The sequence below is a fragment of the Tenacibaculum xiamenense genome, from assembly GCF_964513065.1.
GTDB classification, from domain to species: Bacteria; Bacteroidota; Bacteroidia; order Flavobacteriales; family Flavobacteriaceae; genus Polaribacter; species Polaribacter xiamenense.
In genome coordinates this window covers 162,832-176,392 of the sequence record NZ_CAZEQU010000042.1, presented here as the reverse complement: position 1 = coordinate 176,392, position 13,561 = coordinate 162,832, and the positions used below count along the sequence as shown (strand labels likewise).

Here is a 13,561-nt window from a genome sequence, read left to right as displayed (position 1 = left end):
TAAGAAATAGAGGCTGCTTTTTCGCAACCTCTATTTTATTTATTATTTACTAGCAAACAATTTTACATCATTCTCTGAAACCGTTTTTTCTCCAAGAATAATTAATCGCTCTATTACGTTTCTTAATTCACGAATATTTCCTGTCCAATCATATTCCTGCAATAATTTTATCGCTGCCTCCGAAAATTCTTTCTTTGGAGATCCTTGTTCTGATGCTATTTTATTCGCAAAAAAGTTAATTAACAACGGTATATCTGCCCTTCTATCATTCAAAGCCGGTACTTTAATCAAAATAACCGCTAGTCGGTGATAAAGATCTTCGCGGAATCTTCCTTCTGCAATCTCCTTCTTTAAATCTTTATTCGTTGCTGCAACTACCCTAACGTTTACCTTGATATCTTTGTCAGAACCTACTCTAGAAATTTTATTCTCTTGAAGAGCACGAAGTACTTTTGCTTGCGCCGAAAGGCTCATATCACCAATCTCATCTAAAAAGATTGTTCCTCCATTTGCCGCTTCAAACTTTCCTGCTCTATCTTTATTGGCACCAGTAAAACTTCCTTTTACATGTCCAAACAATTCGCTTTCAATCAACTCTGAAGGAATTGCCGCACAATTTACCTCAATCATAGGTGCTTTCGACCTATCCGATTTCTCATGCAACCAATGTGCTACTAATTCTTTTCCCGATCCATTGGGTCCAGTAACTAAAACTCTCGCATCAGTAGCAGCAACTTTTTCTATAATATCTTTGATATGAGTAATTGCTTCACTTTCACCAATCATTTCATAGTTCTTGCTAACCTTTTTCTTTAGACGTTTGTTCTCAACAACCAGCTCCTTTTTATCCAGAGCATTTCGAACCGTATTCAAAAGTCTATTTAAATCCGGTGGTTTTGAAATATAATCGAAAGCACCAAGCCTCATAGTATTTACTGCAGTGTCTAAATCACCATGTCCAGAAATCATAACAATAGGCACCTCTGGCTTTAGTTTTTTAGCTTTTTCTAATACCTCAACACCGTCCATCTTAGGCATCTTAATATCGCAAAGAACCAAATCGTAATCCTTTTCCTTAATTTTCTCTATCCCTTGCAATCCATCTTCTGCCTCTTCAACCTCATAACTGTCATTTTCCTCTGAAATGATTTTTTTCAAAACTCTTCGAATAGCAGCTTCATCTTCAATAATTAGAATTTTACTCATATATAATAGATGTCTTTTTTAATTTGTAACCTTTACTTGAAATATCTAAATACACCAATCATAGTTCATGCCAGAAATTAAGATTTCGGAATATTTAGCCAGATTTCTTAAACAAATGAATTTATTTAAGAATCGCTTAAAAATACGTAAGAATTTTCATAAAGAACATACCATATCAATTCTCTTAGTATCATTTAACAAACTTTTATACTCAAATAACTCACACTTAAAGATTTATTATATGATTTATTAAAAAAGAAAATTATATTTGTTTATATCGTTCTTTTCTAGAAAAAATCAACACCTAACTACTACACTATCAGATTTTTGAAAAGAAAATTTAACCAATCTTAACCCCCATATCAATGGAAACCAAAACTACCAAGAAAAGCACTACTCTATTAGGAGGCTGGTCTCCCTACAAACCACTAACCACTAATGACTTGGTCGCTTTTAATGAGGCTAATGACGGCATACATGGCGTATATTACAAACCTCTTTTAGTTGCTAAACAAGTAGCAGCTGGTATTAATTATAGATTTATTTGTGATACTTCTGCTCCTCCTGCTATGGCTACTTGGAAATCTACATTAGAAATTTTCAAACCCTTAAATGGTCCCGCATATGTAAAAAAACATAGCAAACCTTTTATTGAACTATCTAAACAATTAGCAATTGATAAGGTGTTTTCGGAAGGCTTGATAAACTCTTTAAAAAAAGCAAAAAGCAGCGCTAAAAACCAATTAAAAACATCTCTCTTTGAAATAATAGATCATGAGTTCGATGGAAACGGATGGCCCGAAAACATTGAGCAATATATCGCATATTTAACTTCATACTCAGAGTTAATTCCTAATGAAATTAGCAGTAAAGAATACCCTAATTCATGGAAAAGTGATAATTCTAAAAATGGATACAATCGGAAAGTTTTTGACCTACTATGTCAATTTTATTGGCTAATTAACCAAGAAGTTACTATAAAAAACAAAACATTTATCCTTCAAAAATATAAAAACCCAGAAACAAAGTTTGACTTTGCTAATTGGATAAAAAATTTCGATTCACTCTGGGGAGAATTCTTAAATACTCACTCTTCTCTAACCCCTGAAACTTTAGAAGCATTTAGAACTGATCCAGCTTATAATTTCAAAGATTCTTCGGAATATGAAACTACCTGGGGGTGTTTTAACGATTTTTTCTATCGACAATTAAATGGTGCCCACCCTGAAACTGGTATTTCTCCATTGCGTCCAATTTCAGAACCCAACAAGAATAAAGTCATCTCTTCCCCTGCAGATTGTACTTATAAAAAAAACTATGAAATAGATGAAAATGGAAATATACCTGAAATAAACTTGAAATACACTCATAACTTTTCCTCTATCCAAACACTATTAGACGGGAGTTTTCATTCTAATAGTTTTTATGAAGGAACTTTTGTTCACTATTTTTTAAGTCCTTTTGACTATCATAGATTTCATACACCTGTTTCAGGTAAGATATTAGAATGCAAATCTGTTGTTGGAAAAGCATACTTAGATATTGTACTTACTAGCAACGGTCAATTTGAAGCATTGGATGGAAATGAGAATGGTTATGAGTTTACACAAGGCAGAGGTATTGTAATAATAGAAACAAAAGAAATTGGAAAAGTTGCCGTTATTCCTGTTGGAATGGCTCAGGTTTCATCTGTGCATATGCATGACCTAAGTGGCAAAAATGTTTGTAAAGGACAAGAACTCGGGAAATTTGCTTTTGGAGGATCAGACATCATACTCCTTTTTGAAAAGAATGCAAACCTACAACTCAAGAAATTTGGCAATGATGAAGCACCTATTCATTTTAAATATGGTGAAATCATTGCTAAATGGGAATAATTAACTCAAAAAAGGAGCTAACTTAGCTCCTTTTACTTTTATTCTTTTATAATATGTACATCTCTTTGCGGAAAAGGTATTGAGATATTATGCTCATTAAATAACTCATTTATCCTGAAGCGTATATCACTTTTTGGTATTACTGCCTGAAAACTATCATTGAGAGCAAAAATCAAAGTAAACTGTAAGGCATTATCTCCAAAATCTTCAAAAATCACGATAGGCGGTGGAATCTGAAAAACTTTAGGATGCTCACTTGCTGCTTTTATTAATAACTTTTTTACCAGAGCAACATCACTTCCATAGGCAACCCCAACACTCACACTTTCTTTTGTCAAAGTTCCGTTCTGAGTCCAATTGAATAAGCTATTTGTTAGATATTTATGGTTAGGAATTATTAAAACTCTATTATCTATAGTTACCGCTCTAGTTGTTCTTAACTTAATCTCTTCTACTCGACCTACTTTTCCATCTAACTCAATAATATCTCCAACATGGACACTCTGATCAATAATGATAAAAATTCCAGAAATAATGTCTTGGAAGAATGTTTGTAAAGCTAAACCAACACCTATTAAAAGCGCAGCAGAAGCCGCAAAAATAGCCGTTACGTTAACCCCTGAAGAGCTCAATGTAACCAAAAAGATAATGATGTACATTAGCCAACTAGCAAAAGAAAAAACAGTATCGAACTTGTTTTTATCATCATTTCTCAGCCTTTTAATTACTATTTTTTTCAGAAAATTAAACAACACAGAAGCAATAATTAATACCACTATTAAGATTAATATTGCTCTCACGCTTATGCTAATGTCCTTGCTAAATTTAAATGTGTAGTCGAGTATTTTATTTAGTTCTTCCATGACAAAATTGTTTAGACACCAAAAATAAAGCAGTTCTATAAAAAATAGAACTGCTTCTTAAATTTCTTTTAAAGAACGTTATTTTTCTTCAGATAAATTTATAATAAGGAGTTACCCGCTGTATCGGATCCATTTCCATAAATCCTTATATGAAGGCTTCTTCCCATAAGATAATATCCCCACTCTATATATTTTCGCTGCTACCCATACTATTAATAAGAACGTTCCTATTAATAATAACATTGATAACGCTATTTCCCACCAAGCTACACCAAAAGGGACACGCATTAACATAACGATTGGTGAAGTCAAAGGAATATAGGAAAATATTGTTGCTATAGGTCCATGTGGATTCTCTATTACCGTAGCAAACCCTACATATACTCCCAATATTAATGGTAACATAATTGGCATCATAAACTGTTGTGTATCGGTTTCATTATCTACTGCCGCTCCCACAGCTGCAAATAAAGAACTATACAAGGCATAACCTCCTAAGAAATAGAATAAAAACAAAAAGAACATTTTTACCCAAGGTAATTTACTTAGCTCAACAAACAAGTCCGCACTATTCCCTATAAGTTTCTTTGCTATTTCTAAATCTTCCGAGCTAACTCTTCCTGTTACAAAATCCCCTGTACTTATACCCATTATTAATGATAATACAATCGCTCCAATTGAAAGCAAAATCCCCCAAATTATGAATTGAAGTAATCCTGCCGAGGCATTCCCGATGATTTTCCCCATCATTAACTGAAATGGTTTTACAGAAGAAACAATTACCTCAATAATTCTACTCGTTTTTTCTTCAATAACACTTCTCATTACAGAGGTACCATAAATCATCACGAACATCATTAAAAGGTATCCTGCAATAGCTCCTACTCCAATTTTAAGTCCGTTCTTAAGCTTCGATGATTTCTCTCCTGAAAAGTCGAACATTTTTATATCTGAAGAGATTCTGGATGCCTTTATTTTTTCCAGATCGATTCCGAACTTAGTTAACTTTTCATTCCTAATCTTACGCTCAATCTTTCCTTCTAATGAAGAAATAACAGTCATACTTGGTGTATCTTTTGAGAAAAACTCCACAGAATTAGCCAATACTTCCAAGCTATCTAATTTCGGAATATGCAATACTCCATAAAAATCACCATTCTTAACTTTCTCTTTGGAATCTTCCAAACCGAGCTGAGTAAAATCTTGATACTTTACTGTTTTCGTATCAACAAAAACATCTTCCTTAAAAAGTCCCGACTCGTCAACAAAAACAATATTCTTTACTTTTTCATCATTCTTTTTCATTAAAAAGAATATTAAAAACCCCATTCCTATCATGATTATGGGACTTAAAAAAGTCATTATAATAAAGGACTTGTTTCTTACTTTGGCTATAAACTCGCGTTCAATTATTAATCTTAATTTCTTCATTTGACTAGCTGTTTTTGTTTACGGCCTCAATAAATATATCGTTGGCACTTGGAATTAATTCAACAAAATGATGTACCTCTCCTTTATTCATTAAAAATGACAACAAATCGTTTGGAGAATCTCCTTCCTGAAGCTTTACATTCAATTTTACTCCCTCATTTACCGTTGCAAAATCAGCAGGTGAAACAGTGAATTTTTCTCTCAATATACCTTCCAGTTCAACAGAGCTATTGGTATTTATTCCCACTTGAAAAGTATTTGTTCGAAACTGCTTTTTTATATCCACTAACTTACCATCTAATACTTTATTAGATTTATTTATCAAAGCAATATAATCGCACATTTCCTCCACGCTCTCCATTCTATGTGTTGAAAAAATAATAGTAGCTCCTTTATCTCTTAATTTTAAAATCTCTTGAGCGATTAACTGGGCGTTTATAGGATCAAATCCAGAAAATGGTTCATCAAATATTAACAATTTAGGATTATGAAGTATGGTTACAATAAACTGAACCTTTTGTGCCATACCTTTTGACAACTCTTCAATCTTTTTACCCCACCAGGCACCGATATCGAATTTATCAAACCAATACTTAAGTCTTTTTTTAGCTTCTGACTTAGATAACCCTTTCAATTGAGCCAAGTACAGTGCCTGCTCTCCAACCTTCATACTTTTATATAAACCTCTTTCTTCTGGTAAATAACCAATATGCTCGACATGGTGAGGAGCTAAAGCTTCACCGTCTAATATTACAGAACCACTGTCAGGCATTGTTATTTGGTTGATAATCCTAATTAAAGAGGTTTTTCCTGCACCGTTAGGCCCCAATAGCCCAAAAACACTTCCCTTTGGAATATGCATGGAAACATTATTTAATGCAGTGTAATCTCCATAGCGTTTTACTACATTATTAATTTCTAATAAATTATCCATTGATTTTTATAGTTGATTTTTGTTCTTTATATGCGTAAGTACAAACAAACTTACATATTTCTATTTAATTAGTATTGAAGTCTAATTAATTGTTACAAAAAGAACTTTATTCTAATTGAACTTTTATCATTGAACTATTATTATCTTCCTTCCATAAAGGTGTTGATCTTAAAAGCTAACCTTAGTTGATAACGATCTTCTTCTTAAATTTTCTTCCTCGAGACCAGATATCTAAAAAATAGATTCCTCGAGAAAAATTATCAGTTGGTAAGCGATCAGTAAAGTTATTCACATTACTTTCCAATACTTTTTTTCTTAAAACATCAAATAAAATCATCTGATCAATAAAGCCCCTTGCGTTGCAATAGAACCATCATTAAAAAATTGTCCAACAGTATTAGTTCCATTTTCTGGGTCTAGTCTTGTACTAAATTGGCTTCCTCCGAACCCCAGAAAAGCATCATCACTATCTAAAAAATCAATTGGAAATCCTTGTGAAAAGAATGAAATTGTTTGAAAAAAAAATAAAACAAAAAATATTAGCCCCCTCATACCGATACTTAAAACACTAAATATAAACATTTTAAACACATAAAACTTTATATAATAAATGTTTAAAAAAAAGCTATGCACGCATAATTTTTTTACATTTATTATGCATGCATAATATATTTTTCATATATTTGACCTTATATGGATAAAAACAAGTCAATAGACCATCAATTAAGAGCCACTTGGCAAGCTGTTGCTAAAATGTATAATGAGCAAGCCGCTAAGCATAACAGCACCATGGCTACTGCATTTGCCTTGTTAAATATTGATTTTACGGAAGGAACACCTTCAACATCTTTGGGGCCTCTTATGGGTATGGAACCTACCAGTCTTTCAAGATTATTAAAAACTATGGAAGATAAAGGTTTAATATGTAGAACGAAGAATCCTAATGATGGTAGAAGTGTTATTATCAAACTTACAGATTTCGGTAAAGAAATGCGTAAAGTTTCGAAAGGACATGTATATCAGTTTAATAACAAAGTAAGAGAATATATTACAGAAAAAGAACTGGACAGTTTTTTTAAAGTAACGGAAACTATAAATAAACTTATTACAGACAAGTTGATTTACAATGACATCAACAATAAAGCTGTATAAAAACTATAAACCAAATGACAAGAAGAATTAAGAAAGTTGCAATTATCGGTTCTGGTATCATGGGATCTGGAATTGCATGTCATTTTGCTAATATTGGCGTTGAAGTTTTACTACTCGATATTGTACCGAGAGAACTAAATGACAAGGAGAAGGCAAAAGGATTAACTTTAGAAGACAAAGTAGTTCGAAATCGTTTAGTAAATGATGCTTTAACCGCTTCATTAAAATCAAAGCCCTCTCCTATTTATAGTAAAAAGTTTGCTGACCGTATTACAACAGGAAACTTAGAAGATGATTTACATAAAATCAAAGATGTCGATTGGATTATGGAGGTTGTTGTTGAGCGATTAGACATCAAACAAAGTGTTTTCGAAAAAGTTGAGAAATATCGTACTCCTGGTACCATTATTTCTTCAAACACATCGGGAATACCTATTAAATTTATGAATGAAGGTAGAAGTGAAGATTTCCGTAAGCATTTTGCAGTAACTCACTTCTTCAACCCGCCTAGATATTTAAAATTATTTGAAGTAGTTCCTGGGCCTGACTGTAAACCTGAAATCGTTGATTTCTTAATGGATTACGGTTCTAAATTTTTGGGTAAAACTTCTGTGTTAGCCAAAGATACTCCTGCTTTTATTGGTAATAGAATTGGGATCTTCGGTATTCAATCGTTATTCCACCAAGTAAAAGAATTAGGATTAACCATTGAGGAAGTAGATAAATTAACAGGACCTGTAATCGGGCGTCCTAAATCGGCTACTTTCCGTACCGTGGATGTAGTAGGATTGGATACTTTAGTACATGTTGCTAATGGTATTTATGAAAACTGTCCTGATGATGAAGCTCATGAGTTATTTAAACTTCCTGACTTCATCAATACAATGATGGAAAACAAATGGTTAGGAAGTAAAACAAAACAAGGTTTTTACAAGAAGTCAGTAAATGCTGAAGGTAAAAAAGAAATATTATCTCTTGACCTTGATACGATGGAATATCGTTCAAAGAAAAGAGCAAAATTTGCCACTTTAGAATTAACGAAAACGATTGACAAGCCAATCGATCGATTTAAAGTTTTAGTTGGTGGAAAAGATAAAGCAGGTGAATTCTATCGTAAGAATTTTGCTGCTATGTTTGCTTATGTTCAAAACAGAATACCTGAAATTTCAGATGAATTGTATCGTATTGATGATGCTATGAAAGCTGGCTTCGGATGGGAAAATGGACCATTTGAAATCTGGGATGCTGTTGGTTTAGAAAAAGGAATTGAGTTAATGAAAGCAGAAGGAAAAGAACCTGCTGCTTGGATATCTGAAATGGTAAGTAAAGGTGAAACTTCTTTCTATACCATAAAAGAAGGTGCTACATACTATTATGATGTAACTCAAAAAGGACAAGTAAAAAAACCTGGTCAAGATTCGTTTATCATTCTAGATAATATCAGAAAAACAAAGGAGGTGTTCAAGAATTCTGGTGTTGTTATTGAAGATTTAGGAGATGGAATCTTAAACTGTGAATTCCAGTCTAAAATGAACACTATTGGTGGTGACGTTTTAGCTGGTTTAAATAAAGCTGTTGATTTAGCCGAAAAAGACTTCCAAGGATTGGTTATTGGAAATCAAGGAGCCAACTTCTCTGTTGGAGCCAATATTGGAATGATTTTCATGATGGCCGTAGAGCAAGAATATGATGAATTAAACATGGCTATCAAGTATTTCCAAGATACTATGATGCGCATGCGTTATTCCTCTATTCCAACAATTGCTGCTCCTCATGGTATGACTTTAGGAGGTGGTTGTGAATTATCACTGCATGCTGATAAAGTAGTTGCTGCTGCTGAGACCTATATTGGTTTAGTTGAATTTGGAGTTGGTGTTATTCCAGGTGGTGGAGGTTCTAAAGAAATGGCTCTAAGAGCACAGGACTTATTCCATCAAGGAGACGTTCAATTAAATGTATTACAAGAACACTTCTTAACTATTGGAATGGCTAAAGTAGCTACCTCAGCTTATGAAGCTTTCGACTTTAATTTATTACAAAAAGGAAAAGATGTTGTTGTTGTAAATAAAGATCGTCAGATAGCAGAAGCGAAAAAACATGCTTTATTATTAGCGGAAGCTGGATATACACAACCTGTTAAACGTAAAGACATTTTAGTTTTAGGTAAACAAGCCTTAGGAATGTTCTTAGTTGGAACGGATGCTATGAATGCTTCGAAATATATTTCTGAACATGATCAGAAAATAGCTAACAAACTAGCCTATGTAATGGCTGGAGGAGATTTATCAGAGCCTACAAAAGTTACTGAGCAGTATCTGCTTGATATCGAAAGAGAGGCTTTCCTGAGTTTAACAACTGAACGCAAAACATTAGAGCGTATTCAGCATATGTTAAAAACTGGTAAACCTCTTCGTAACTAGAGTTGTTAATAAGTATTGAGATATTAGAATTGAGTAATTAGAATGCATAAGGTTGAAGATTTAAAAATTTGGCAAAAGGCTATACAATTAGCAAAGACAGTTTATCTGTTAACTGCCGAATTACCTTTAGATGAAAAATACGAACTAACATCTCAAATAAAAAGAAGTGCTACTTCTATTTCCTCTAATATAGCTGAAGGAGCTGGAAGAAATTCGCAAAAGGAGTTTAAGCATTTCCTAAATATTGCAAATGGTTCTTCATATGAATTATACACGCAATTGATTTTATTAAGTGAATTAAACTTAACCGATAAAAACAAGGTACAACCAATTATTGAGTTGTGTATTGAAATACAAAAAATGAATTATTCTTTTCAAAAGAAGATAAATTGAAATAATTCTCAATACTGAAACCTCAATACTCAATACTAAAAATAAAATGAAAACAGCATATATAGTAAAAGGATATAGAACCGCCGTTGGTAAATCTAAAAAGGGTGTGTTCAGATTTAAAAGAGCCGACGAATTGGCTGCTGAAACCATCAAATACATGATGGGTAAATTACCTGATTTTGATGTTAAGAGAATTGATGACGTTATAGTAGGTAATGCAATGCCAGAGGGTTCTCAAGGGTTGAACATGGCAAGAATCATTTCTCTTATCGGGCTAGATTCTGTTGATGTTCCAGGAGTAACTGTTAACCGTTTTTGTTCTTCAGGACTAGAAACTATTGGTATGGCAGTTGCTAAGATACAATCTGGAATGGCCGATTGTATCATTGCTGGTGGTACAGAAAGTATGAGTTCTGTTCCTATGACAGGTTTTAAACCTGAATTAAACTATGATATTGTAAATGCAGGTCATGAAGATTATTATTGGGGAATGGGTAACACAGCTGAAGCTGTTGCTCAACAATTCAATATTTCTCGTGACGATCAAGATAAATTTGCTTACGAATCACATATGAAAGCATTAAAAGCTTTAGATGGTGATCGTTTTCAAGATCAAATTGCACCAATTAATGTTGAAGAAACTTACATAGATAGTAAAGGAAAACGTGCAACAAGAGATTATACCGTTACTAAAGACGAAGGACCTCGTAGAGGAACAAGTGTTGAGGCATTAGCTAGGCTACGCCCTGTGTTTGCTGCGAATGGGTCTGTAACAGCGGGGAACTCCTCTCAAACTAGTGATGGAGCCGCTTTTGTTATGGTAATGAGTGAAGATATGGTGAAGGAGTTAAATCTTGAACCAGAAGCTCGTATGGTGAGCTATGCAGCTGCAGGGGTACCTCCAAGAATTATGGGAATTGGACCTGTTGCAGCTATTCCTAAAGCACTTAAACAAGCCGGACTTGAACAAAGTGATATTGAATTAATTGAATTGAACGAGGCATTTGCTTCTCAATCATTAGCGGTAATAAGAGAATTAGATTTAAACCCTGAGATTATTAACGTAAACGGAGGAGCTATTGCCTTAGGTCATCCACTAGGATGTACTGGAGCTAAACTTTCTGTTCAATTATTCGATGAAATGCGCAAGCGTGAAATGAAGGGCAAATATGGAATGGTAACTATGTGCGTAGGTACTGGTCAAGGTGCTGCTGGAATTTTCGAGTTCCTAAAATAGTATATAGTAAATGAGTATTGAAGTTCAATACAAGAGTATAAAGTAATTTATTAAAACATATTTAGATGGAGATTAGTTCTTAGTAATTGGGTGGCAGATAAAAGTTCGTTTTAAACTCTGCTTGAAAAATAATATTTGTCAGCTCATTACTAAGTATACGAAGCTCATACTAAACAAAAAGTCTAAAAAATTATGTCAGAAGTGAAAACAGATATATTACGAGGAGGACAGTTCCTAGTAAAAGAAACAAAATGTGAAGATGTATTTACTCCAGAAGATTTTTCTGAGGAGCAAACAATGATGAGAGACGCGGTACAGGAATTTAATGATCGCGAAATTATACCTCACAAAAACCGTTTTGAAGCAAAAGATTATGCTTTAACGGAAGAAACTATGCGTAAAGCAGGTGAGTTAGGTTTTTTAGGAGTTGCTGTACCTGAGGCTTATGGTGGTTTAGGAATGGGATTTGTTTCTACTATGTTAACTTGTGATTATATTTCAAGTGGAACAGGTTCTTTTAGTACCGCTTTTGGAGCGCATACAGGTATTGGAACAATGCCAATTACTCTATATGGTACCGAAGAACAAAAACAAAAATATGTTCCTGCTTTAGCTTCTGGCGAAAGATTTGGTGCTTACTGTTTAACTGAACCGGGAGCTGGTTCAGACGCTAACTCTGGAAAAACAACTGCTGAGTTAACAGAAGATGGCAAGCATTATAAAATCAATGGGCAAAAAATGTGGATTTCTAATGCTGGTTTTGCTGAGATTTTCATTGTTTTCGCTCGTATTGAAGATGATAAAAATATTACTGGATTTATACTTGAATATGATAAAGACAATCCAAATGGTGTAACTCTTGGAGAAGAAGAGCATAAACTAGGAATTAGAGCTTCTTCAACTCGTCAAGTATTCTTTAATGACACTTTAGTTCCAGTTGAAAACATGCTTTCTGTTCGTGGAGGTGGGTTCAAAATAGCAATGAATGCCTTAAATGTGGGTCGTATTAAATTAGCTGCTGCCTGTTTAGATTCTCAAAGAAGAATTACTACTGAAGCTGTAAAATATGCAAATGAGCGTAAGCAATTTAAAACTCCTATTGCTGAATTCGGTGCTATTAAATCAAAGTTAGCTGAAATGGCAACAAATGCCTATGTAGGAGAATCTGCTTCGTATAGAGCTGCTAAAAATATTGAAGATAGAATTGCAATTAGAGAATCGGAAGGTAACTCGCATCAAGAAGCAGAGTTGAAAGGTGTTGAAGAATATGCTATTGAATGTTCTATCTTAAAAGTAGCGGTTTCAGAAGACGTACAGGATTGTGCTGATGAAGGTATCCAAGTTTTTGGTGGAATGGGATTCTCTGAAGAAACTCCTATGGAAGCTGCTTGGAGAGATGCTAGAATTGCTAGAATTTATGAAGGTACAAATGAAATTAACCGTATGCTTTCAGTAGGAATGTTAGTTAAGAAAGCCATGAAAGGTCATGTTGACTTACTAAATCCTGCAATGAAAGTAGCTGATGAATTAATGGGAATTCCTTCATTTGATACTCCTGATTACTCTGAACTTTTCTCAGAAGAAAAAGAAATCATTGGAAAACTTAAAAAAGTATTCTTAATGGTTGCAGGAGCTGCTATTCAAAAATTTGGCCCAGATTTAGAACAACACCAACAATTGTTGAATGCTGCTTCTAATATTTTAATTGAAATATACATGGCTGAATCAGGTATTTTGAGAACTGAGAAAAACGCTAAACGTTTTGGAGAAGACTCTCAAAAAGAACAAATCGCCATGGCTCAACTATATTTATACAATGCCGTTGAAATCATTAACAAAAATGCCAAAGAAGGAATTATTTCTTTTGCAGAAGGTGATGAACAACGCATGATGTTAATGGGATTAAAGCGTTTTACAAAATATGCGAATTACCCTAATGTAGTTGGATTACGTAATACCATTGCTGAAAAACTTAAAGCAGAAAACAAATACTGCTTTTAAAAATATTAGCTCACAAGTGAGCTAACCATCTTCTTTAACTTTTATAG

The 13,561-nt window shown here is 33.7% G+C and carries 12 protein-coding genes; 6 read left to right on the top strand and 6 right to left on the bottom strand.

The genetic code is table 11. From position 1 onward, the window contains the following. Window positions 1–42: 42 nt before the first annotated feature. Window positions 43–1,206 (bottom strand): sigma-54-dependent transcriptional regulator, encoded by a 1,164-nt coding sequence (locus tag ACKTTV_RS20350; protein WP_408032726.1) that lies wholly within the window; start codon window positions 1,204–1,206, stop codon window positions 43–45. Window positions 1,207–1,571: 365 nt separating this feature from the next. Between ACKTTV_RS20350 and ACKTTV_RS20345 the strand changes: the two genes are divergently transcribed. Then, the gene (locus tag ACKTTV_RS20345; RefSeq protein ID WP_408032725.1) at window positions 1,572–3,083 is read left to right on the top strand and encodes a phosphatidylserine decarboxylase; all 1,512 of its coding nucleotides are present in this window, start codon (window positions 1,572–1,574) and stop codon (window positions 3,081–3,083) included. 38 nt (window positions 3,084–3,121) lie between these two features. On the opposite strand, the gene ACKTTV_RS20340 is transcribed toward ACKTTV_RS20345, so the two are convergent. The 5 genes from ACKTTV_RS20340 to ACKTTV_RS20320 form a co-directional block, all read right to left on the bottom strand. Continuing rightward, window positions 3,122–3,946, bottom strand: a complete 825-nt coding sequence (locus ACKTTV_RS20340; RefSeq protein ID WP_408032724.1) for a mechanosensitive ion channel family protein — start codon at window positions 3,944–3,946, stop codon at window positions 3,122–3,124. Window positions 3,947–4,057: 111 nt separating this feature from the next. Further along, the gene (locus ACKTTV_RS20335; protein WP_408032723.1) at window positions 4,058–5,377 is read right to left on the bottom strand and encodes an ABC transporter permease; all 1,320 of its coding nucleotides are present in this window, start codon (window positions 5,375–5,377) and stop codon (window positions 4,058–4,060) included. Window positions 5,378–5,381: 4 nt separating this feature from the next. Then, entirely contained in the window at window positions 5,382–6,311 is a 930-nt protein-coding gene (locus ACKTTV_RS20330) for an ABC transporter ATP-binding protein (RefSeq protein WP_408032722.1), read from the bottom strand. 181 nt (window positions 6,312–6,492) lie between these two features. Then, window positions 6,493–6,648, bottom strand: coding sequence for a T9SS type A sorting domain-containing protein (locus tag ACKTTV_RS20325; protein ID WP_408032721.1), 156 nt, complete (start codon window positions 6,646–6,648; stop codon window positions 6,493–6,495). Next, window positions 6,645–6,863, bottom strand: a complete 219-nt coding sequence (locus ACKTTV_RS20320) for a hypothetical protein (RefSeq protein WP_408032720.1) — start codon at window positions 6,861–6,863, stop codon at window positions 6,645–6,647. The genes ACKTTV_RS20325 and ACKTTV_RS20320 overlap by 4 nt, the downstream gene beginning before the upstream one ends. 141 nt (window positions 6,864–7,004) lie before the next feature. On the opposite strand from ACKTTV_RS20320, the gene ACKTTV_RS20315 reads away from it, so the two are divergent. The 5 genes from ACKTTV_RS20315 to ACKTTV_RS20295 all read left to right on the top strand — a co-directional run bounded on the left by ACKTTV_RS20315 (window position 7,005) and on the right by ACKTTV_RS20295 (window position 13,514). Next, window positions 7,005–7,463: a MarR family winged helix-turn-helix transcriptional regulator gene (locus ACKTTV_RS20315; RefSeq protein WP_408032719.1), complete on the top strand. Its 459-nt coding sequence runs from the start codon at window positions 7,005–7,007 to the stop codon at window positions 7,461–7,463. Window positions 7,464–7,477: 14 nt separating this feature from the next. Continuing rightward, on the top strand, window positions 7,478–9,883 hold the full coding sequence (locus tag ACKTTV_RS20310) for a 3-hydroxyacyl-CoA dehydrogenase/enoyl-CoA hydratase family protein (protein WP_408032718.1): 2,406 nt from the start codon (window positions 7,478–7,480) through the stop codon (window positions 9,881–9,883). Window positions 9,884–9,925: 42 nt separating this feature from the next. Beyond that, window positions 9,926–10,276 (top strand): four helix bundle protein, encoded by a 351-nt coding sequence (locus ACKTTV_RS20305; protein ID WP_408032717.1) that lies wholly within the window; start codon window positions 9,926–9,928, stop codon window positions 10,274–10,276. Between the two features lie 46 nt (window positions 10,277–10,322). Further along, complete coding sequence (locus ACKTTV_RS20300; RefSeq protein WP_408032716.1) at window positions 10,323–11,513, top strand: acetyl-CoA C-acyltransferase; 1,191 nt, start codon at window positions 10,323–10,325, stop codon at window positions 11,511–11,513. A 192-nt stretch (window positions 11,514–11,705) separates the two neighbouring features. After that, complete coding sequence (locus ACKTTV_RS20295; protein WP_408032715.1) at window positions 11,706–13,514, top strand: acyl-CoA dehydrogenase family protein; 1,809 nt, start codon at window positions 11,706–11,708, stop codon at window positions 13,512–13,514. The last annotated feature ends 47 nt before the right edge of the window (window positions 13,515–13,561 follow it).

Coding starts and splice junctions, on each gene's coding strand:
- ACKTTV_RS20350 (WP_408032726.1), bottom strand. CDS start 1,206: ATGAGTAAAATTCTAATTATTGAAGATGAAGCTGCTATTCGAAGAGTT.
- ACKTTV_RS20345 (WP_408032725.1), top strand. CDS start 1,572: ATGGAAACCAAAACTACCAAGAAAAGCACTACTCTATTAGGAGGCTGG.
- ACKTTV_RS20340 (WP_408032724.1), bottom strand. CDS start 3,946: ATGGAAGAACTAAATAAAATACTCGACTACACATTTAAATTTAGCAAG.
- ACKTTV_RS20335 (WP_408032723.1), bottom strand. CDS start 5,377: ATGAAGAAATTAAGATTAATAATTGAACGCGAGTTTATAGCCAAAGTA.
- ACKTTV_RS20330 (WP_408032722.1), bottom strand. CDS start 6,311: ATGGATAATTTATTAGAAATTAATAATGTAGTAAAACGCTATGGAGAT.
- ACKTTV_RS20325 (WP_408032721.1), bottom strand. CDS start 6,648: ATGATTTTATTTGATGTTTTAAGAAAAAAAGTATTGGAAAGTAATGTG.
- ACKTTV_RS20320 (WP_408032720.1), bottom strand. CDS start 6,863: ATGAGGGGGCTAATATTTTTTGTTTTATTTTTTTTTCAAACAATTTCA.
- ACKTTV_RS20315 (WP_408032719.1), top strand. CDS start 7,005: ATGGATAAAAACAAGTCAATAGACCATCAATTAAGAGCCACTTGGCAA.
- ACKTTV_RS20310 (WP_408032718.1), top strand. CDS start 7,478: ATGACAAGAAGAATTAAGAAAGTTGCAATTATCGGTTCTGGTATCATG.
- ACKTTV_RS20305 (WP_408032717.1), top strand. CDS start 9,926: ATGCATAAGGTTGAAGATTTAAAAATTTGGCAAAAGGCTATACAATTA.
- ACKTTV_RS20300 (WP_408032716.1), top strand. CDS start 10,323: ATGAAAACAGCATATATAGTAAAAGGATATAGAACCGCCGTTGGTAAA.
- ACKTTV_RS20295 (WP_408032715.1), top strand. CDS start 11,706: ATGTCAGAAGTGAAAACAGATATATTACGAGGAGGACAGTTCCTAGTA.